The 19,604-nt window shown below is 34.5% G+C and carries 21 protein-coding genes; 12 read left to right on the top strand and 9 right to left on the bottom strand.

All coding sequences use genetic code 11. The features are described from left to right. Positions 1–132: 132 nt before the first annotated feature. A complete protein-coding gene (locus tag FFX44_RS08225) occupies positions 133–1,113 on the bottom strand; it encodes a LacI family DNA-binding transcriptional regulator (protein ID WP_289979886.1) in 981 nt (326 codons plus the stop codon). Positions 1,114–1,122: 9 nt separating this feature from the next. Beyond that, the gene (locus tag FFX44_RS08220; protein WP_289979882.1) at positions 1,123–2,799 is read right to left on the bottom strand and encodes an alpha-glucosidase; all 1,677 of its coding nucleotides are present in this window, start codon (positions 2,797–2,799) and stop codon (positions 1,123–1,125) included. A 192-nt stretch (positions 2,800–2,991) separates the two neighbouring features. Between FFX44_RS08220 and FFX44_RS08215 the strand changes: the two genes are divergently transcribed. The 4 genes from FFX44_RS08215 to FFX44_RS08200 are packed head-to-tail and all read left to right on the top strand — an operon-like array spanning position 2,992 to position 6,993. Next, positions 2,992–3,996, top strand: coding sequence for a LacI family DNA-binding transcriptional regulator (locus FFX44_RS08215; protein WP_289979881.1), 1,005 nt, complete (start codon positions 2,992–2,994; stop codon positions 3,994–3,996). Positions 3,997–4,002: 6 nt separating this feature from the next. Beyond that, positions 4,003–5,271: an extracellular solute-binding protein gene (locus tag FFX44_RS08210; RefSeq protein ID WP_289979879.1), complete on the top strand. Its 1,269-nt coding sequence runs from the start codon at positions 4,003–4,005 to the stop codon at positions 5,269–5,271. A gap of 4 nt (positions 5,272–5,275) precedes the next feature. Further along, the gene (locus FFX44_RS08205) at positions 5,276–6,151 is read left to right on the top strand and encodes a sugar ABC transporter permease (protein ID WP_289979878.1); all 876 of its coding nucleotides are present in this window, start codon (positions 5,276–5,278) and stop codon (positions 6,149–6,151) included. After that, positions 6,148–6,993 (top strand): carbohydrate ABC transporter permease, encoded by an 846-nt coding sequence (locus tag FFX44_RS08200; RefSeq protein ID WP_289979876.1) that lies wholly within the window; start codon positions 6,148–6,150, stop codon positions 6,991–6,993. Before FFX44_RS08205 ends, FFX44_RS08200 begins: the two co-directional genes overlap by 4 nt. 92 nt (positions 6,994–7,085) lie before the next feature. Here the strand turns inward: FFX44_RS08200 and FFX44_RS08195 are convergent, their stop codons facing one another. The 4 genes from FFX44_RS08195 to FFX44_RS08180 form a co-directional block, all read right to left on the bottom strand. Beyond that, positions 7,086–7,340 (bottom strand): DUF3781 domain-containing protein, encoded by a 255-nt coding sequence (locus FFX44_RS08195; protein ID WP_289979874.1) that lies wholly within the window; start codon positions 7,338–7,340, stop codon positions 7,086–7,088. Between the two features lie 132 nt (positions 7,341–7,472). Continuing rightward, positions 7,473–8,015, bottom strand: coding sequence for a GNAT family protein (locus FFX44_RS08190; protein WP_289979872.1), 543 nt, complete (start codon positions 8,013–8,015; stop codon positions 7,473–7,475). A gap of 84 nt (positions 8,016–8,099) precedes the next feature. Then, a complete protein-coding gene (locus tag FFX44_RS08185; RefSeq protein ID WP_289979871.1) occupies positions 8,100–8,588 on the bottom strand; it encodes a GNAT family N-acetyltransferase in 489 nt (162 codons plus the stop codon). A 389-nt stretch (positions 8,589–8,977) separates the two neighbouring features. Continuing rightward, positions 8,978–9,463 (bottom strand): HXXEE domain-containing protein, encoded by a 486-nt coding sequence (locus FFX44_RS08180; RefSeq protein WP_289979869.1) that lies wholly within the window; start codon positions 9,461–9,463, stop codon positions 8,978–8,980. Between the two features lie 92 nt (positions 9,464–9,555). Here FFX44_RS08180 and FFX44_RS08175 point away from each other — a divergent pair, with 92 nt between their 5' ends. Further along, the gene (locus FFX44_RS08175; RefSeq protein WP_289979867.1) at positions 9,556–10,110 is read left to right on the top strand and encodes a TetR/AcrR family transcriptional regulator; all 555 of its coding nucleotides are present in this window, start codon (positions 9,556–9,558) and stop codon (positions 10,108–10,110) included. Between the two features lie 3 nt (positions 10,111–10,113). On the opposite strand, the gene FFX44_RS08170 is transcribed toward FFX44_RS08175, so the two are convergent. Next, positions 10,114–11,049, bottom strand: a complete 936-nt coding sequence (locus tag FFX44_RS08170) for an Rgg/GadR/MutR family transcriptional regulator (protein WP_289979866.1) — start codon at positions 11,047–11,049, stop codon at positions 10,114–10,116. Positions 11,050–11,103: 54 nt separating this feature from the next. Between FFX44_RS08170 and FFX44_RS08165 the strand changes: the two genes are divergently transcribed. Continuing rightward, a complete protein-coding gene (locus tag FFX44_RS08165; protein WP_289979864.1) occupies positions 11,104–12,300 on the top strand; it encodes an MFS transporter in 1,197 nt (398 codons plus the stop codon). Positions 12,301–12,426: 126 nt separating this feature from the next. After that, positions 12,427–13,053: a pyridoxamine 5'-phosphate oxidase family protein gene (locus tag FFX44_RS08160; protein ID WP_289979862.1), complete on the top strand. Its 627-nt coding sequence runs from the start codon at positions 12,427–12,429 to the stop codon at positions 13,051–13,053. A gap of 148 nt (positions 13,054–13,201) precedes the next feature. Here the strand turns inward: FFX44_RS08160 and FFX44_RS08155 are convergent, their stop codons facing one another. Then, a complete protein-coding gene (locus FFX44_RS08155) occupies positions 13,202–13,567 on the bottom strand; it encodes a carboxymuconolactone decarboxylase family protein (RefSeq protein WP_289979861.1) in 366 nt (121 codons plus the stop codon). Between the two features lie 87 nt (positions 13,568–13,654). On the opposite strand from FFX44_RS08155, the gene FFX44_RS08150 reads away from it, so the two are divergent. Then, positions 13,655–14,032: a MerR family transcriptional regulator gene (locus tag FFX44_RS08150; protein ID WP_289979860.1), complete on the top strand. Its 378-nt coding sequence runs from the start codon at positions 13,655–13,657 to the stop codon at positions 14,030–14,032. A gap of 4 nt (positions 14,033–14,036) precedes the next feature. Here the strand turns inward: FFX44_RS08150 and lepB are convergent, their stop codons facing one another. Next, positions 14,037–14,633 (bottom strand): signal peptidase I, encoded by a 597-nt coding sequence (gene lepB, locus FFX44_RS08145; RefSeq protein ID WP_289979858.1) that lies wholly within the window; start codon positions 14,631–14,633, stop codon positions 14,037–14,039. 223 nt (positions 14,634–14,856) lie between these two features. Here lepB and FFX44_RS08140 point away from each other — a divergent pair, with 223 nt between their 5' ends. The 4 genes from FFX44_RS08140 to FFX44_RS08125 all read left to right on the top strand — a co-directional run bounded on the left by FFX44_RS08140 (position 14,857) and on the right by FFX44_RS08125 (position 19,417). Beyond that, complete coding sequence (locus tag FFX44_RS08140) at positions 14,857–15,270, top strand: (deoxy)nucleoside triphosphate pyrophosphohydrolase (protein WP_289979857.1); 414 nt, start codon at positions 14,857–14,859, stop codon at positions 15,268–15,270. Next, positions 15,263–18,154: a DEAD/DEAH box helicase gene (locus FFX44_RS08135; protein ID WP_289979855.1), complete on the top strand. Its 2,892-nt coding sequence runs from the start codon at positions 15,263–15,265 to the stop codon at positions 18,152–18,154. Before FFX44_RS08140 ends, FFX44_RS08135 begins: the two co-directional genes overlap by 8 nt. A 76-nt stretch (positions 18,155–18,230) precedes the next feature. Beyond that, positions 18,231–18,575: an Arc family DNA-binding protein gene (locus tag FFX44_RS08130; protein ID WP_289979854.1), complete on the top strand. Its 345-nt coding sequence runs from the start codon at positions 18,231–18,233 to the stop codon at positions 18,573–18,575. Between the two features lie 23 nt (positions 18,576–18,598). After that, positions 18,599–19,417 (top strand): SPFH domain-containing protein, encoded by an 819-nt coding sequence (locus FFX44_RS08125; protein ID WP_289979853.1) that lies wholly within the window; start codon positions 18,599–18,601, stop codon positions 19,415–19,417. Positions 19,418–19,604: the final 187 nt, after the last annotated feature.

Here is a 19,604-nt window from a genome sequence, read left to right as displayed (position 1 = left end):
ACAATAAATTCAAAGAGGTTTTTTACTTATATAACATATTTATTCGTGATAAATAGAGGACTGAATCAAAATTAACTTCGACTCAGCCCTAATTAAAAACTACATATATATCTATTTAACTGAATTAATATATTATAAGGGTTCTTTGGTTGTAATACCCTCAACAAAAGAAACGGGGAGTACCTTTTTGTTGGGAACTGGACTATGTTCGATTAAGCTAAACAAATTTTCAACAGCGACTTTAGCTAACAGAACAGTTGACTGTTTAATTGATGAGAGTAACAAAGGTTGATTTCCATAACAAGGAGCACCATCAAATCCAATAATTTGGACTTGTGCAGGAATTAGAATGTTTTTTTGCTGTAAAATATGCCAACAAGAGTAGGCAAGCGCATCGCTTTCTGCAAAAATACCGTCAAAATTATTTTTGGAGGGAGAAAAGTTCTCAGCAATAAAGTTTTTTAACATAGCTAAAGAGTTATTAGAGGATAAAAGCACTTGCTGCGCAGTATATTGATGAAACTCACAATCATCAATGAACCCTTGTCGTCTTTCCCAAGAAGAATTTTCAATAGGTTTAGTTCCCAAAAACAAAGGCTTTTTTACCCCTAAAGCCCGTAATTTTTGAGAGGCAATACGCCCCCCAGTATAATTATCGGAAGTTACTAAGGGTATCTGCTCCGTTAGACTATGCTCTAGAGTTACAAGCGGAATATTGGCATTTAACCAAGGGCGAATATCTGAATAAGACATTGTGATAATCCCAGCGACTTTTTGGACTTGAGCCATTTCTAAATATTTAATTTCTAAAGTAGATTGATTGCTTGAGGTACACAATATTAACGAAAAGTCTTTTTTTCGAAATTCAGCTTGAATTTTTTCAGTTAAGTCTGCAAAAAAAGGAGTATTAATTTCGGGTAAAATTAATACAGCATATCTAGTTTGCTTTTTTTTAAGAGCTTGCGCAGTGCCGTTTGGCAAATAGTCTAGTTCAGCAATTGCTTGGGCAATCTTCCTGAAGGTCACTTCTCGCATTTTAGCACCATTCAGATAATTTGAGACTGAACCACGTGAAACTCCAGCTAAATGAGCAACATCATTAATATTTGTCATACGACTAACCTACCATAAATAAATTTTAGTCTCATACGGTCGCAATTGATCAGCAACTATTTCTGAGTAATTTTGAACAATCAATCTTGCCTGAGCCGGTAATTCATAATGACGAGTTAATTGTTTTTGAGTATAGTTGCAAATAACAAGTAAATGTTGGTCCGCGTTATTTCGGGTATAAGCAAAAACATCTGGGTCACTGTTGTTTCCAGCAACTAATTTAAAATCCCCATCAGTAATTACTGCCAACTCATATCGCATCTTGATTAATTTCTGATAAAAATAAAAGACTGAGTTTTTATCTGAAAGAGCAGCAGCAACGTTAATTTGTGAATAATTGGGATTCAATGCCATCCAAGGTTGAGTGGAAGTAAAACCTGCATGTGCAGAATTATTCCATGGCATTGGGGTTCGAGCGTTATCGCGAGACCTTTGTGAAAAATAATGTAGTAACTTTTTTGAGGAAACCACTTTCTCTTTTTCAACTAACTCATGATAAGCATTACGAGCTTCTACGTCAACCACTTCGTCAAGAGATTTGAAGTTGGTATTAATCATCCCAATTTCTTCGCCTTGATAGATATAGGGTGTTCCTTGCATACCATGTAACATTGCAGCAAGCATTTTTGCAGATAAGACACGATATTCTTCGCTATCATTTCCAAATCGAGAAACAACTCGTGGCTGATCATGATTATTCCAAAATAAACTGTTCCACGCTTTATTTGCTAGTGCAGTTTGCCACTTCGCCAGATTATCTCGTAAAACTGTTAATGAAGTTTTCTGGTCACTCCATTTTCCAAGCCGAGGATCAGAATTGCCATCAAGCCCCATATGTTCAAACTGAAAAACCATATTCAATTCAGAACCTTTTAAATCAGCGTATTTTTGTGCCTCGTCAATTGTTACTCCCGCAGTTTCGCCAACAGTTAACCAATTATATTTGCTTAAAACTTCTTGATTCATTTCTTGAAGATACTCATGTTCATGTTTGCCATTAGCAACTAAGGCTCCACCATCACCATATAAAGCTCCGGGTGTCTTAGGACCATCGGGCAAATCTGTTGGTTTTGACAACATTGAAATTACATCCATGCGAAAGCCATCAATTCCTTGTAAGGCCCACCAATTCATCATATCAAAAACTGATGTACGAACTTGCGGATTTGCCCAGTTTAAATCTGGCTGTTCCTTTGCAAATAAATGTAAATAATACTGACCTGTAGCGGAATCAAATGTCCATGCAGGTCCAGAAAAGAATGAGCCCCAGTTGTTAGGTTCGTGCCCATCAACGGGATCTCTCCAGATGTAGTAATCGCGATAAGGATTTGATTTGCTTTTTTTGGATTCTTGGAACCAATGATGTTCAGAAGAACTATGATTAACAACTAAGTCCATAATAATTTTTAAGTCCATTTTGTGAGCTGTAGTAATTAATTGCTGAAAGTCGGATAAATCACCAAAATCAGGATTAATTACTTGATAGTCAGAAATATCATATCCACCATCAATGTTAGAAGTTTTATAAACAGGATTGAGCCAGATTACATCAACCCCAAGTTTTTTGATGTAAGGCAGACGCTGAATAATTCCTTGCAAATCTCCAATACCATCATGATTGCTATCTTGAAAACTCCGAGGATAGACTTGATACACAACTGCTTTTTGCCACCACTTTGCTTGCATATATATTACCTCCAAAATATTAACTTGGAACGTTCCAAGCTTATTAATAATTAGAATTATAAGCGCCATTTATTTTTTTGCAAGCGATTTCAAAAAATAAAAAGTATTTATTTAAAATGCTTGACAATTTTTTAGTGTAATGTTATTTTATTGACGTAAACGTTTACGCTGAATGAAAGTTTAGGTGATTGGATGGCCACCATTAAAGATATTGCAAAAGCAGCAGGAGTATCAATTGCGACAGTTTCAAGGGTTATAAATGACTTAGGAGGATATTCAGAGGTTACTTACCAAAAAGTGAAAGCGGTTTCAAAAGAGCTGAATTATACAAAAAATTCATTAGCTCGTTCACTTGTTAGGAAAAGAAGCCAAACTATAGGCGTAATTATGCCTACGGTGCCAACAAGCTTCTCTAATCCGATTATTGATGGAATTGAAGAAGTTGCTGAACAATTGAATTTTGATGTTATTATTTCACATACTGGATCGGCTAGTAAGTATATTTTGCAGAAAATCATTAGAATGAATGAGTTCAAAGTGGATGGACTGATAATAATTTCAAGCCAGTTGAGCCAAGTAGAAACGGCATATTTAGAAAAAAATGATATTAAAACTATTTTGGTTTCGACTATGGTCCCAGATTCAGATTTACCCTATATCAAGGTTGACGATTATTCAGCAATGTATGCAATTACGAATTATTTAATTAGTATTGGACACCGAAGGATTGGATTAGCAGGGCCTAATTTACAAGATAAAGTTGCGGGACAACCGCGTTTTGCAGGGTATAAAAAAGCCTTGATTGATGCTGGAATTAAATTTCAGGATGAATGGATTCAAACTGGGGTTTTTGATTTCACTTCTGGTAGAAAAGCTGTTCGAAACTATTTGAAGGACGCAATTGATATTAGTTGTATTTGCTGTGTTAGTGACGAGTGTGCTTTAGGTGCAATTTCTGAGGCTGCTGCGAACAATATTATAATTCCTAAGGAACTTTCGATTACTGGTTATGATGGGACAAGTTTAGCCAAAATGGTATCTCCAACTTTGACAACAATTAAACAACCTTTTTTTCAAATGGGTATTCAAAGTTGCTCAGAGTTGATTGCATGTATTAATGACGGGAAAGTAATGAAAAGTCAGTTACTGAATTTTAGCTTGGAGTTAGGTCAGACAACAAAAGAAAAAAGAGGGTAATCAAATATGTTTAAGGAAAAATTCAAATATATTCTATCAGGGGTTATTGGAATCGCAGCTGCCAGTTTACTTCTTACTGGTTGTAGTTCATCAAGTTCATCAAATGGAAAAACAACTTTGCAATTTTTTTCAACTAAAACCGAAAACGCTTCAACCTACAAAAAACTGATTAGTAAATTTGAAAAGCAAAATCCAAATATTAGTGTCAAGTTATCTTCTCCGTCTAATGCAGGAACCGTTTTGAAAAGTTACTTATCCAAGAATTCTATTCCTGATGTGATGGCTGTTGGTGGGGATGCCAACTTTTTACAACTAGAAAAAGCACATGTCTTGAAAGATTTAAGTAGGCAATCTTATGTTAGCAAAACACAACCAGTTTATCGGAAAATGATTACTTCGCTGTATTCCGGTAACAAATTATATGCTGTTCCTTACGCAATAAATGCTTCGGGGGTTATTTATAATAAAAAACTTTTTGCTCAAGCTGGTATTACGGAAACACCGACAACTTGGAGTGAATTTATCAATGATTGTAAAATTCTCAAATCTAAGAATATTACACCGATTGAATTTACCTTTAAAGATAGTTGGACTACTTTAGCAGTATTTAACCAATTGTCAGCCAATATGATTTCAAAAAATTGGATTAATAAAAGGTTGGATAACAAAACTACTTTTGCCAAAACTCATAAACAAGTCATGGCTAAATATTTGGAATTATTAAATTATGGTCAAAACGACTATACTGGAACTTCTTATAACGATGGTGTTGCTGCATTTGCTAAAGACAAGGCGGCAATGATGGTTAATGGTAATTTTGTTATTCCGGGAATTACACAGTTAAACAAGAATGCAGATTTAGGAATGTTTATGTTACCTGTTAATGAAAAAGCCGCTCAAAATAAAGTAACTTCTGGAGTAGATGTAGCACTTGCAATTTCTAACAAGACAGAACATGCTAAAGCCGCTGAAAAATTTGTTAAATTTTTAATGGAAAATGGGAATGCTAAGCAATATACTAAAGAACAATTTGCTTTTTCAGCCATTAAGGGTGTTACACAAAATAGCAAACTTGTCTCTGGAATTAGTTCACAGTTGGAAAAAGGACAGGTTGTCAACTATCCAGATCATTACTATCCAAGTGCTTTAGATTTAACAAAAGTTTTAACTCAAACTGGCGTTAATGCTAAGTCCGGCATGAGTGCTTCAAAGAACATAACGCAATCATTAGAAAATGCAGACAAAGCATTTAATTCTGCAAACATTAAGGAATGATTTTATGGAAAGGTTAAAGAAAAAACGTGATATTACACCTTACTTGATGGTTCTGCCACTGGCAATTTTATTTTTTATCTTTCATACGGTACCTTTTTTACGTGGTGTATTTTACAGCTTTACTGATTGGCCAGGTTATGGTGGTTGGCATTTTGTTGGATTAAGGAATTACCTTTATATGTTTTCGAACAGCCAAATTAGCCAGGCATATTGGTTTACCTTTAAGTTTGCACTATTTGCTACCATTTTTGTTAATGCTATTTCACTAGCACTGGCAGTGGGGCTAAATGCAAATATTAAATATAAGAAAGTTTTAAGAGCACTTTACTTTCTTCCTTATATGATGGGGATGTTAATTGTCGGTTTTATTTTCAATTTTATTTTTGGCACAATGATTCCTAATTTTGGGAAAGCACTTGATTGGTCGAGTATTAGTACTAATATTTTGGGAACTGACCATGCTTGGGTTGGTATTTTAATCGTAACTATTTGGCAAGGAATGGCTTTTAATATCTTAATTTATCTTTCGGGATTGCAATCAGTTGATGATGAAATCTATGAAGCAGCCTTAATTGATGGAACAACTCCATGGAAACGCTTTTGGAAAATTACTTTTCCGTTGATTGCCCCATTCTTTACAATTAATTTGGTTCTGTCCGTTAAAGGTTATTTAATGGTATTTGATCAGATTATGGCAATGACTTCAGGTGGTCCCGGAAATAGTACAACATCAATCTCAGTCTTAATCTACACACAAGGTTTCCAAAGTTCACAGTTTGCAATTCAATCTGCTAATGCGGTAGTTTTATTCATTATTGTTGCAGCGATTTCATTATTGCAATTGAATATTTTGAATAAACGCGAGGAGAGGTTGCAATGAAAAAAACATTAATGAAGAAACGCTTAAATAAACCTAATTACACCTTAACTGCTATTTTAATGGTAATAGCGATATTTGTTATTCTAGGTCCACTTTATATGGCACTAGTAATTTCATTGAAAAATCCGAGTGATATGGGTAATGTTTTATCATTGCCAAAACATATTCAATGGAGCAACTTCTCTGAAGCATGGAAAATGACAGATTATTCGCGAATGTTTTTAAACACTTTCTTCATTACAATTGTAAATATTGTTTTTACAATTTTAACTAACTCAATGGCAGCATATGCAATTACAAGAAATCGTAAAAAAAGTAAGTTCTTTAATGTCTTGTACTATTATTTCATTAGTGCAATGTTTATTCCTTTCAATGTAATAATGCTTCCATTAGTTAAAGAAGTTAGTGCCTTTCATATGGACAATGTCTTTGGGATTACATTTTTATATATTGTTTTCGGACTTCCAATGAACACCTTTCTCTATTCAGGCTTTATTAAACAAATACCAACTGCACTTGAAGAAGCTGCAGTTATAGATGGTGCAACACCTTTGCAAGTATTTTTTAAAGTTATTTTCCCACTGATGAAACCAATGCACGCGACAGTGGCTATTTTATCATTTATGTGGACTTGGAATGACTTTTTGATGCCCCTAGTATTGTTGAGTAATCCGAAAGATCAAACCTTACAGTTAGCACAGTATGTTTTTCAAGGACAATTTTCAACTAACTATAACCTAGCATTTGCTTCTTACGTCTTAGTTCTTGCTCCAGTGTTATTGATGTATATCTTTTTCCAGCGATATATCATTTCTGGGGTAGTCAGTGGAGCAGTTAAGTAGAAAGTTTAAATTGTTAGGATCTGATTCTGGTAATTAACTGGTATCAGGTCCTTTTTTGTTGGTGCTACTAAACGAACTAAATGTTTATTCAGTTATTTGTCCAACTTATCAGCTGTGATAACCCGAAAGTTATGTGCATTAACTGTAATTCTGATGTTGGCTGGATAATTATAAACATAGTAATTTTTTCTGATATGTTCAATATTAGTAGCGTTTAATATTGTTGTACTTATCAAATCTTTGATTTCACTGTTTGATAAGTTGAGATATAATTTTTTATTTATTCGTCCGTATACCAAAGTTGTATAACAAATTTGCGTAATAATGGTGCTTATTAATTTATCCATTTTTCCTGACTCCAGTATTTTTAATTTAAAATACAATTAGGCTACACTGAAATGAATCTTAGGATATTGCATTCATTCGGAGTGTTGTCGTGTAACAATTTATGCTTAAATTTTAATTCGATAGAATGATAGTTATTTTACACTAGTAATGATATTTTGTTGGGTTATAAAGGCTTCATAATTTAGGTACATTAAGTCCTCATCATAGTACTTTTCACCGTCAAATAATGAATAAGGCTCTCGACCATATTTTTTAAAACCAAGACTGCTGTATAACTTTTTTGCTGGTTTATTTTCAGATAAAACAGTAATTTTTAAAACTTTTAATTCTGGGATTAAGAATGCTTTATCCAATAAAATAGTGAGTACTTTTTTAGTAAGTCCCTGATTTCTATAATTGTTCAAGCAATAAACAGAGGTAATTTCACCCTTATGCTGCTCCTTTAAATTATTTTGTTGTGTAAAAGAAGCGATATTGACTAGCTGACCTGATTCAAAAAAACCAATTGTAAATTTATTTTTTTCTTGTTTAATTTTGTTTTTAAAGTAACTATCAGTCTTTTGCGATTCTTCTTCATAGCTAGAGCCAAAAGCCATAGGATCATTTTTCAAAGCAAACAGTCTAATTCTTTTGAAAGATAAAAAATCATTTGAATCAAGTATTTTAATATCCATAATTGAACCTCTCCTTAAATTTGATTTAAAATTGGTAGGTCTTGTTGAACAATTGTTATAACAAAAATAGAAGTAGTATTTAACTTATTCAGTCCGATTAAATTTTTCAAGTCGATAGAGGCCTTCATCATCAATTATATCAATGCCGTTTTTAAAGGAATAACCCATTTTTTGATAGAATTTTAGTCCTGTAATTGAAGCTGGAACTTCAATTCTTCTAGCTCTTTTAAAGAATGTATCTTGTTCCAATGTTTGAATAATTTGTCTGCCAATTCCTTTGCCTTGATATTCCGGCAATACGAAAATATTGAAGAAACTACTTTCATCTTTTTTACCCCAGTAAGCTCCAATTGAACCTACACCGATAATTTTATTTTCAGCAGTATTATCTGAAAATACGTAGCAATGAAAATATTTAGCCTTTTCAATAAAGTCTAAAGCTGTCAATTTTTTCAAATCATTTTCCAAGTATTCCTTGGAATAGTCTTTAATATTGGTAGTCAACATAGTTTTTTTGACCAAATTAGCAACTTCAACGGCATCCGTGTCTTTGAAAGCTCGGTGGATAATCATTATTTATACATCTCCCTAAGTGATAAATATTTAGGCTAATTATATGCTTTTTAGGAGATGGTTTGAATAGATAACTTCTTTAATGATAAATAGACTGAAATTGCTAAAGTGCGGTTTATGAAAAAATGATTCCTAAACATCTTGATTACAGATATTAGGAATCATTGCATACCAATCTGGATGTCACTGAACTACTTTGCATAGTAAGAATACTATTTGTAGAAATCTTTTAGGTGGAGATTTCCCGGACAAGATAGTTTAGATGAACTTGGATGTGATAAAATAAAATGTTTGTAATTATATTGAAAGATGTAAATAATGTATCACAGAAAGAATTAGCCGAACGAATTGCATGAAGCACTCCCATTATGATAGGTACTTGGTATTTTTTACAAATTCACTTTGGCCATTAGCCAATGAATAAGTTTAAGATTACCTATGAAGAAAACAAACATCATGAAAATAATAAGCAGCCATTGCCAAAATGGTGAGTATGTCAGTTTAGTTAAGATAAGTAAATAGGCAATAGTCACAGGAATTTCAATAAGAGCTGTTACAACGCCAGGGACATAAGCATGCTTAATCAGTGAAAAGCCGATGTGCATTATGAGATGAAAGAAATAAGGGAGTGTAGCAGCAACTATTAATAGCGGATAATTGAACCAGTAAGCGATGACAGAGAGTGCTAAGTAAATACAGAACTCTTCCCAAATTCCAGCGGACAAGATATCCGAGCGATTTACTCCACCAAATAATGTACGGCCATAAATAGTTGGGTCATTTCTTTGCAGCCAGTGGGGTACAAAAACTAATTCTTCAAAATCGTGGAACATAAATAATAATGGTAATAACCAGTACGAAGACCAGATTGTCATTTTGATAACCTCCTATACTTGTAGTGTATTATGATTTTCATGCATAATAAATACAAGTAACGTATGTGCCATAAAAAAGGGGAGATTGTGCCATGACTAGAGATAAGATGATTGAGCAATCAAAGAACGCATTTGTCGAGGCACTATTTTGTTTACTTGAGCATGAACAATTCGAAGATATTACAATCAAGCAGTTAACTCTGGAATCGGGATATTCACGCAGAACCTATTACCGGTATTTTGGTAGCAAGACATCCATTTTGGATGAAATGTTAGCAAAATATTTACATAGTTATCAGGAGTATTTATCGGGTGTACCAATGAAACCAGAAGATATTTCTAAATGTTTTATCAACTTTCTTTGGCCACATCGTCAGAGAGTAGTGATGCTAGCCCGCCATAATTTACTTGTTCCACTACTAACTCGTCATATTTCAACGATTGCGGCTACGCTTTTGAACATCAGAGTTCCATGGAGACAAAAAAGGGCAGATAATCAATATTATTACGCAATTATCTACTCAATTGGTGGATTTTGTGTACTCCTAGATACCATTTTTAAGGATAGATTACCTAAAAATCCACAGCAAATTAGTGAGGCACTAAATACGGCTTTGAGAGAGATCTTATTTCAGATGAACAAGTAGCGACTACTCCTTTAGATAAGAAATCTGCGAGAAATCAAAAACGTCAGTTAATTCTTGTACAGTTAGATACTTTGCAAGGTATATTTTTTCATTCTTTAGAAAATTTACCTCGTGATTTGTTAAGTAGGTAATCAGATTAGCTTTTTTTAGCAATTTAAGACCAGCTTCTTTTTGTCCTAGTAAATACAATGTCAGTCCTTTTAAATTAAAGAGTCGTGTTTTATGGTAGTAATCTTTATCACGGGCACAAAAATGATTTTCTAGGTGGTTGACCAATGTATGCGCTTGGTTAAAGTAATTGTTGGCTAGTAAATGCAAAATAACATTATTATAGATATAAAAAAGAATTGAGAAATTATCGTGGCGGAAATCGTCATAGATAATTTCTTTTTTTTGCAACTCATTGAATAAATTAAGCATGATTGGCAATTCTAGAAATGAAAGAGCGTGGCCAAATAAATAGAGCTCAAAGAAAGTCCAATTATCAATTTTCTGAAAATAGGTTACCAAGATTGTAATTTCCTTTTTTGTGAGTTCGCCTTCACCCAAGGTTACCAACATCATTTTTAGTTGAATGGTCTGTAAGTTAGCGAACATGCCTTGTTTTTCTTGCCATTCAGATAAATATTTTTTTAGCATATCAATATTTCCAGCTTGATATGCTTGCTGAAAAGCGGGTAATAAGTCATTTTTAGTCGGATTTTTTTGTTGATAAAGAAATTCAAATTCTGACAATTGGACATTAATTCTGTTCAGCAATTCTAGTAAATGACTGAAAGAAATATCCGTTAATCCATTTTCAAAACGTGATAAAAAAGGAATAGAAACAATTCCTTGGCTGGCCTCTTTGAGAGTAATGTGTTTTGTTCGTCTAAAATACTTGAATATTTGGCCTATTTTCATGTTTTTTAACCTATATGCAACTTTTTTATTTTTCATTTTAAGCTTCTTGTACTATAAAAGCAATTATTAATTATTTAAGGGGTAAATATTTTGTTTATAAAAAATCGTAATTTTAGTTATCTTTGTATGGCCTTTTTAATCTCATCAATTGGTGATTGGCTGTATCGCTTAGCATTACCAATTATTATTCTTTCCAAAACAGGTTCGGCTTATCATGCTGCCACTGTTTTTGGTATTTCATTTATTCCGTGGATAGTTTTCTCATTATTGGGTGGTAGTTTTGCTGATAATTATGCTAAAAAGAAGATTCTGATTATTGGAAATCTCTTTGCTGCACTGGTTGTGCCTTTATTGTTGTTCACCTTAATGGAGAAAGAAATTAACTTTAGTTTATTATATGTAGCAGTTTTTATTTTATCTTCCATTGACCCGTTGATCCATCCAAGCTTCCAGAGCATCATTCCAGAAATAGTGGAAGATAAAAAATTTGCTGAAGCTAATGCGACTATTCAAACAATTGATAACACATTATCAATCATGGGACCATTAGTGGGCGGATCACTGGTAACATTGCTAGGTGACTACAATGCCTTATGGATTGATTTATTTTCTTTTTTGTTAACCGTAGTGATATTGGTACAGCTTCCAAGAGACAAGAATAAAGAAGTTCAGATTAATTTTGCAATTAAGAAGTTGACCGTTGATGTCATTGAGGGAGCTAGTTATAGCTTGCGGGAAAAAGTAATTTTTAGTGGTTCAGTTATGTTTTTTTTTACTAACTTTGCATTGAATATGTTTGAAGCAAATTTTATTTACTACATGACTAAGTTATTGAATTATCCACTTTTTGAGGCAACTTTAGCGATGTCGATAGGAGGAGCTGGATCATTGATTGCTGGTTTTGGTGGAAGCAAGATTGTTAATCATTTTAAGACAGGTGTTTTATTATCATCTAGCACTATTTTGGCTGGTTTGAGCACTTTGCTCTTATTAGTAAGTACTAACTATTTTTATATTGGTGTGGTTTTAGGCATCATCAGTTTTTTTGGGACAATTAATGTTATTACTTATTTTACTTTAAGGCAAAGGACAGTTCCAAAACAGATTTTGGGAAGAGTTGTTTCGGTTACGCGGATGGTTTCTTACGCTTCAATTCCTGTTGGTTCATGGTTTGGTGGAGTATTATTGGCACATGGTCAATCAATGTTTATGGTTATTTTATTGGCAGGTAGTTTGCGAACTTTAACAGGGGTAGGGGCGAAATTTTCACCATTAGGCAAGGAATGAGTCTTTGTTTAAATACAATTAATGTGTTGAACATAATTGATGTTAAAATAGACAAAGATACTTCGATGTTTTCTATATTTAATTCTGATGAACTTGAGTCCAATTAAAAATGGAAGGTGATGTAAGATGTACGCCAAAAGATTTATACAGCTGTTTTTAATATTCTTACTGACAATTTTCATGGCAATGTCGGTGGTTTCTTACTTTGGTATTAAAGGATACTTCGCACAATCACTTGCCTTATCTGTGGTAGGTTATATTATTTTAGTAATCCCCTTAACTATACTGACAGTTCTTAAACAGCGTAAAAAATTTAGCAAGGATGGAAATCCCAAAAGTAATAGTGAATTTAATAATGCTTTGAGTAAATTGGATAATATCATTGTTTTATCCACGGTTTCCGAAAATAATAGAGTAACTTCAAGTGTCATTACTTTTAAGCAGTCAAGAACAGAGGATAATATCTTCTATATCATGACTGATAGTAAGACAAACCGTGTTAGGAATATTATTCAAAATGAAGCCGCAGCAATCACAACTTGGTTTGATGAGAAAACAGGAATAAGAATTAGCTCAAATAATATTAAGCCAGAGATTATTGGAGGCAATGAAATGCTTACCGAAATCGCTGTGCACCCAGAGATAAAAGAGCTATCCGAAGATCTCAAGAATAATGTTATTATCAAGTTAACTATTCACTCGGCTTTAATTGAATCATTTCAATCTAGTCCATTAGTAGTAACATTTTCATAATCTAAAGGTCTATTTGAAGTTCAAAAAATAGCATAAACTTTAAATTTATTTATATATTTGATCATAAAAAACACCCCATAATAATTAGATTTTTTGAGATCTAGATATTATGGGGTGTTTCACTTTGGTTCAGTCTTTTATCACTTTTTTAATCTTTATTAAAAACCTCTTTGGCAACTGAAATTGCATTTAGTACTCTCGGAAAACCAACATAAGGTAAGCAATGAACGAAAGTTTCGATTATCTCAGCACGTGTCATTTCGACATTTAAAGCTCCTTGAATATGAATGCGAAGCTGACTGGATGTATCACCTTGTGTCAGTAATGTAGTAATTGTAATCATTTCGCGCTGCTTCATGTCTAAGATACCTCGGGTTTTTGCTTCATCAAAAGCCAGAAGTGTTTTTTGGTTTAAGATAGGAGCAATGTCTGCTAGGCTGTCCGTTACTAACTGGCTTGCTTTTCGTCCAATAACTTCCTCGCGTATCTGTAATCCATTTTCGTATTTATCCAAAATAATTCCTCCTTCTATGTGATAAAATCACTATAAACTATCAAGTTAACTTGATAGCAAGTAGAATTTTTAAAAGGAAGTTATAAGATGATTAAAACATATAAGATCTCTGAAATTTCAAGTATAACTAGACTTTCAATTCCAACACTACGCTATTATGAGGACTTAGGTCTTCTGAAACCTGCACGCAATGGTAATAACTACCGTGTTTTTACGGATAAAGACTTGCGATGGATTGAATTTATTAGTCGCGCAAAGGCAACCGGAATGCCACTTGCAAAAATTATTGAATACTCTAAGCTACGAGAACAAGGAGATGAAACAGTTAAGGAAAGAATAAGTATCTTGGAACAACAAGAACAAATATTGCATGCACAGCAACAGAAAATTCAGACACACATTGACTTTTTACAGAATAAAAAAAGATACTATGCACAATTAATGGCTGACTACAAGAAATCTTAGTTGGTTAATTACTATTGAAAGAATTGATTAACTTATGGTGTTTATTCCAAATAAAGGCTTTTACTACACCCAAAATTTTTGCTTTTGGGACAAAGCCATAATAGCGGCTATCGTTTGAGATTTTGCGATTATCACCGAGAACAAAATACTTACCTTTTGGAACGGTAAAGCTTTTATTTGTACCCAAGGTTACTCCTGAAGCAGGTGATAAGGCAGTCGAAAGTGTCAGTGTTCCGCTAGATTGTTGCTTTTTGGTAATATATGATTGTGAGACTAGTTTGTTGTTTACATACAACTTGCCATTATTCTGATACTCGATTTTATCACCGGGCAGCCCAATTATACGCTTAATATATTTCGTTTTAGGAGTAACATTAGGTTCCTGAGTATCAACACCGTAAGCATTGAAAATAATGATTGAATTCCGTTTGATTTTTGCGGCTTTTAACATGATGACACGTTCCCCAGCCTGCAGATTGGGAGCCATAGAATCGCCAACAACATTGGCAGAGCTGAATAGGAAAGTCTTAACAAAAAAAGCAAGTAATAAGCCGATTAAGATAGGCCATACCCAACTCATAATATTCTTAAAAATAGACACTGGTTTTCCTCCTCATTGATGTTATATAGATTTCATAGACCAAGATTCTTCAGCTAATAACTTCAAACTTTACTTAAAAACGTACCATATGTGTATAGCTTCTGTTTTTAATTCTAGGACACAGTCTATCTGTTTGTCTAGCTTATTATGCAATAAAAAATTAGAATATAGGAAGAATAGCTGTAATTAAATATGGAGTTAGCAAGAGCTAGGGTGGGAATAAATGAAGATAGAAATTGTATGTGCTGTAATCTTAAATCGGAAGAAACAGATTTTTGTAGGTAAAAGAAAATCTAAGAAATTAGCTGGCTACTGGGAATTTCCAGGTGGCAAGATTGAAAAAGATGAAGGAATAAAAGAAGCACTTAAACGGGAAGTAATGGAAGAAATTGGAGCAGAAATTACTATTGGTTCAATGGTAGTCCCAGAGTATGCATACCATTATCAATTTGGGGATGTAAAACTGTATTTTTATTTTGCACGACTAGAAAGCAAAGAGGGCGAACCAAAGATTTATGAGGAATACGGATGGTTGCCAATTCAGCAGTTAGAAAATAAGAAGTGGTTGCCAGCAAATCAGAAGGTACTCGCGAAATTAAGCAAGTGGGATTTAAATAAGGTGGAATTTGATGAATAATGAAGATATTAAGCAGAATCTTTTGCTGGCAGCAACAGTTGGATTCTTGGATGATAGTCAACCTGGGGCTACTAGCGAATTATTGCCACAGCTGGTAAGCAATCAACCGAATGATACGATGTGGGAACATCTCCGGTATGAATTACAGACTTGTCGGAGTTTTTCTTTTGCACTGGCATTTATTACCGAAGATGCACTAACGCCTTTGAAAGTCGTGTTAGCTGACTTAGCAGTTAAGGGAATCTCAGGAAGAATTCTGACTTCGAATTATTTGGCATTTAATCAGCCGAAGGTCTTTGAGGAACTACTTAAGATTCCAAATATTACGGTTAGAATTGTTACGCAAGAAGGCTTCCATGCTAAAGGCTACCTTTTTGAACATAACGACTATTATTCGATGATTATCGGTAGCTCAAATTTGACGCGTGCAGCATTATTGCACAACGTTGAATGGAATTTGCATTTTTCGGCACTCAAGGATGGTGCAGTGACCAAGCAGATTATGAATCAGCTGGATATTGAGTGGCAACAAGCAGTCGAGCTCACTAATCAATGGATTGAAGAATATCGGCATGTCTATAATGATACCCAGCAAAAACGAACGATAATTAATTCGGTTGAAGTCAAAGAAAAAGCACCAATTGTTCCTAATAAGATGCAGACAGAAGCGCTAATTGAATTAGCAAAATTGCGTGCAACAAATGAAAGAAGAGGTTTGGTAATCTCCGCAACAGGGACGGGGAAAACATTTTTAGCTGCGCTTGATGTAAAGCAAGTTAATCCAAATAAGATGTTATTTGTAGTTCACCGTGAACAAATTCTACAAAAGGCACTGGATAGTTTTAAACGTGTTTTAGGTGGAAAAGATAGTGACTATGGAATCTTATCTGGGAATCGGAATGAAAGACAAGCCAAGTACTTATTTGCGACTTTGCAGACACTCTCCAAGACAGATGTCTTAAAGCGATTTGCACCAAATCAATTTGATTATCTCTTGATTGACGAGGCGCACCGAAGTGGGTCTGAGACATATCGCCGCATCTTGGATTATTTTACCCCAGCTTTTTGTTTAGGGATGACAGCGACACCTGAGAGAACAGATGATTTCAGCATTTATCAACTATTTGATTACAATATTGCCTATGAGATTCGGCTCCAAGATGCTTTGGAAGAACAGATGCTGACGCCATTTCATTATGTGGGACTGCAAGATTATGAGTATGATGGCAAGTTGATTGATGATAAGTCTCCACTAAGATTATTAGTTGCAAAGGAACGTGTTAGTTACGTGCTAAAACAACTTGAGTACTATGGATATTCAGGCAAACGAGTTCATGGACTTATTTTTTGCAGTAATGTGCTTGAATCAAAGGAGATTGCCCAGCTTTTGGCGAAGAATGGGCACCCAGCAATTAGTCTAGATGGGAGTGATTCAATTGCGCGGCGTAACCAAGTAGTTACCCAGCTTGAGCATGGTCAAATCGAATATATCGTGACGGTAGATATCTTCAACGAGGGAATTGACATTCCATGTTTGAATCAAGTTGTGATGCTTAGGAATACGCAATCAAGCATTGTTTTTATTCAGCAGTTGGGTCGAGGGTTACGTAAGTATATCGGTAAAGAGTTCTTAACAATTATTGATTTCATCGGAAACTATAAGAATAATTATTTAATTCCCACAGCGCTGACAGGAGATATCTCACGCAGTAAGGATAGCGCACGTGCAGATTTAACAATGCAGCCAATTCTAGGATTATCAACAATTAACTTTACTGAAGTTGCGAGACAGCGGATATATGAGGCGATTCAGGTTGCGAAGTTAGATGCTTTTGCAACTTTGCGTGCAGATTATCAGGAACTCAAACAAAGACTAGGCAGAATTCCCTTATTACTGGATTTTCAAAAATACGGTGGAATTGATGCTGAAGTCTTTGCTGAGAATAATCAACTTGATAGTTACGCGAGCTTTTTAATTAAGATGAAAGAGCAAGTCAAGTTAACCGAGTATGAAGCAAAAGTATTGAGTTTTGCAACTAAGGAATTGGTAAATGGGATGAGAAGACATGAACTTTTACTATTAAGGCTGTTACTGGAAAAAGAGGTAACAGATAAGGACTTTACAGAAGCCTTGCAACAAAATAATTGTTATTTAGATGCTGCTGTATTGCAATCGGTTGATGACATTTTGAGCCTGCACTTTTTTGATATCAAATCTGGGAGAGAAAATAAGGCTGAGAAATACGGGAAGCAAGCTATTGTAGAGCATTCAAATGGAAAGTACGGGTTTAATTCTGTGATTAATGCTAGTTTACAAGGAATAAGTGACTTTAAGCGTATGTTTATGGATGTTATCGCAACTGGATTGTATAAAGCAAATAATTTTAATGCCAAGCAACCTTTCGCATATTATCAAAAATATTCTCGCAAAGATGTCTGTCGACTCTTGAATTGGAGCAAAGATGTGAGTGCTCCAATGTATGGCTATCGTGTAGGAAGAGATGCTTGCCCAATCTTTATCACATATGAAAAAGATGATCCAACAAAGAATCGTAGTGCACGCTATGAAAATGAATTCTTCAATACTGGTTTAATCAAATGGTATACCAGAAGTCCACGACATATTGATTCAAAAGAAGTTCAGCAGCTATTAGAGCGAGACCACAATGGTGATTTTAAGGTGCAAATTCAACTATTTCTTAAGAAGAGTGATGCCGAAGGGAAAAAATTCTATTATTTAGGGAAGGCTCAGGCTGCTTTGGATTCTGTAAAGGAACAGATGATTAGTCAAGCTGGTAAGCGTCCTAAGGCTGTCGTTTCGTTGAATTTGAAGTTGAATGAACCAATAAAGTATGGTCATTTTATAAATATCACAAAAAAATAAAAATATTTATTGCTTTATGATATTAGTATGATATCATAGTGTTATCGATAGATGAAAAGATTGTGAGGTGAGTCCAATGGATGATATAGCGACTTTTTTGTTGAGGTTACCCAAAGAACTAAAAAGTAGACTTGAAGCAAAAGCAAAGGAACAAAATCGCAGTGTGAATAGCCTGCTGCAGACAATTATTGAAGATTTTTTAAATGGTAAGGAGCAGGCGGCCGTTTCGTTAGAAAAGCGCCAATTTATCGGGCAAGTTGTAGAGAACAGACAAATTGATCCAGACAATGGACTTGTGCAAGTAAACGGAATCTATTATCGTTACTTGATTGAAAGTAATCTGGAATTCGATTCGAAAATAAATTATATCGTAATTGAGGCTAATGGGAATATTTTGACACTACGCCCAATGGTACATTAAATTACGAGTATGGGGGAATTCAAATGTTCGGAATAAAGATTGTAAATCAAAATTGTCAAGGTCTTGTGGAAACATTGGGAAAGTATAGTCACAGCGTCGATGCAGGATTACACTTTTATATTCCTATTTTTCAAAGGATCCAGACAGTTAACTTGGCAATGCGTCCGTTGCAGTTATCACAGTATTCTGTAATCACAAAGGATAATGCAGATATTCAAGCGAGTGTTACCTTGAACTATCATGTTACAGATGCTAAAAAGTACGTTTATGAAAATACAGATTCAGTTGAATCAATGGCTCAGTTAGTAAGAGGACACCTGCGTGATATTATTGGACGCCTTGAATTGACAGATGCGCTGGGTTCGACTTCCAAGATCAATGCGGATTTGGCTGCTGCAATTGGAGACTTAACCAATGTCTATGGAATTAATGTTGACCGAGTAAATATTGATGAGCTGACACCATCGACTTCTATCCAAGAAGCAATGGATAAACAATTGACTGCCGATCGTGAACGAATCGCGACAATTGCACGTGCCCAAGGTGAGGCACAAAACATCAAGTTGACAACTGATGCTCGTAACCGTGCGCTTGTTGAAACTGCGCAGGCACAAGCTCAGGCAACTAGGACACAGGCTGATGCAGAGAATTATCGCATCAATAAAATTCAAGAAAGCTTGACAGCTGTCAATGAAAATTATTTCAAGGATCAAAGTATTCATGCATTTACCGAATTAGCACAATCAAAGACTAACTTAGTGGTTATGTCAAAAGATGAAGTGACGACTTTGGGCCAGGTTCCAGTTATTAAGAAGATGCTAGATCAGGAAAATAATATCTAAGAAGTTAGTTCCAGTTACTGGATATGGTTAAAAAATTAATTAAGACAGGGAGTGTGCCATAAGTGAAGTGCCTTACAAAACTTGGACGTGTAAATCAAGTTTTGGAGGTGCTTTTTTGACACGTAATTATACCTACAGTTTTAAGCTGAAAGTTGTTAAAGAATATTTAAATGGTGAAAATTCATTA

Origin of the sequence: Lactobacillus sp. UCMA15818, assembly GCF_030400225.1 — a bacterium.
In the GTDB taxonomy this organism is placed as follows: Bacteria; Bacillota; Bacilli; order Lactobacillales; family Lactobacillaceae; genus Liquorilactobacillus.
Note: the sequence above shows the minus strand (reverse complement) of the source record. Positions and strands in the feature narration are given on the sequence as shown.

Excerpts from the sequence above, each read along its gene's own strand:
- FFX44_RS08225 (WP_289979886.1), bottom strand. The coding sequence starts at position 1,113 with ATGACAAATATTAATGATGTTGCTCATTTAGCTGGAGTTTCACGTGGT.
- FFX44_RS08220 (WP_289979882.1), bottom strand. The coding sequence starts at position 2,799 with ATGCAAGCAAAGTGGTGGCAAAAAGCAGTTGTGTATCAAGTCTATCCT.
- FFX44_RS08215 (WP_289979881.1), top strand. The coding sequence starts at position 2,992 with ATGGCCACCATTAAAGATATTGCAAAAGCAGCAGGAGTATCAATTGCG.
- FFX44_RS08210 (WP_289979879.1), top strand. The coding sequence starts at position 4,003 with ATGTTTAAGGAAAAATTCAAATATATTCTATCAGGGGTTATTGGAATC.
- FFX44_RS08205 (WP_289979878.1), top strand. The coding sequence starts at position 5,276 with ATGGAAAGGTTAAAGAAAAAACGTGATATTACACCTTACTTGATGGTT.
- FFX44_RS08200 (WP_289979876.1), top strand. The coding sequence starts at position 6,148 with ATGAAAAAAACATTAATGAAGAAACGCTTAAATAAACCTAATTACACC.
- FFX44_RS08195 (WP_289979874.1), bottom strand. The coding sequence starts at position 7,340 with ATGGATAAATTAATAAGCACCATTATTACGCAAATTTGTTATACAACT.
- FFX44_RS08190 (WP_289979872.1), bottom strand. The coding sequence starts at position 8,015 with ATGGATATTAAAATACTTGATTCAAATGATTTTTTATCTTTCAAAAGA.
- FFX44_RS08185 (WP_289979871.1), bottom strand. The coding sequence starts at position 8,588 with ATGATTATCCACCGAGCTTTCAAAGACACGGATGCCGTTGAAGTTGCT.
- FFX44_RS08180 (WP_289979869.1), bottom strand. The coding sequence starts at position 9,463 with ATGACAATCTGGTCTTCGTACTGGTTATTACCATTATTATTTATGTTC.
- FFX44_RS08175 (WP_289979867.1), top strand. The coding sequence starts at position 9,556 with ATGACTAGAGATAAGATGATTGAGCAATCAAAGAACGCATTTGTCGAG.
- FFX44_RS08170 (WP_289979866.1), bottom strand. The coding sequence starts at position 11,049 with ATGAAAAATAAAAAAGTTGCATATAGGTTAAAAAACATGAAAATAGGC.
- FFX44_RS08160 (WP_289979862.1), top strand. The coding sequence starts at position 12,427 with ATGTACGCCAAAAGATTTATACAGCTGTTTTTAATATTCTTACTGACA.
- FFX44_RS08150 (WP_289979860.1), top strand. The coding sequence starts at position 13,655 with ATGATTAAAACATATAAGATCTCTGAAATTTCAAGTATAACTAGACTT.
- FFX44_RS08140 (WP_289979857.1), top strand. The coding sequence starts at position 14,857 with ATGAAGATAGAAATTGTATGTGCTGTAATCTTAAATCGGAAGAAACAG.
- FFX44_RS08135 (WP_289979855.1), top strand. The coding sequence starts at position 15,263 with ATGAATAATGAAGATATTAAGCAGAATCTTTTGCTGGCAGCAACAGTT.
- FFX44_RS08130 (WP_289979854.1), top strand. The coding sequence starts at position 18,231 with ATGGATGATATAGCGACTTTTTTGTTGAGGTTACCCAAAGAACTAAAA.
- FFX44_RS08125 (WP_289979853.1), top strand. The coding sequence starts at position 18,599 with ATGTTCGGAATAAAGATTGTAAATCAAAATTGTCAAGGTCTTGTGGAA.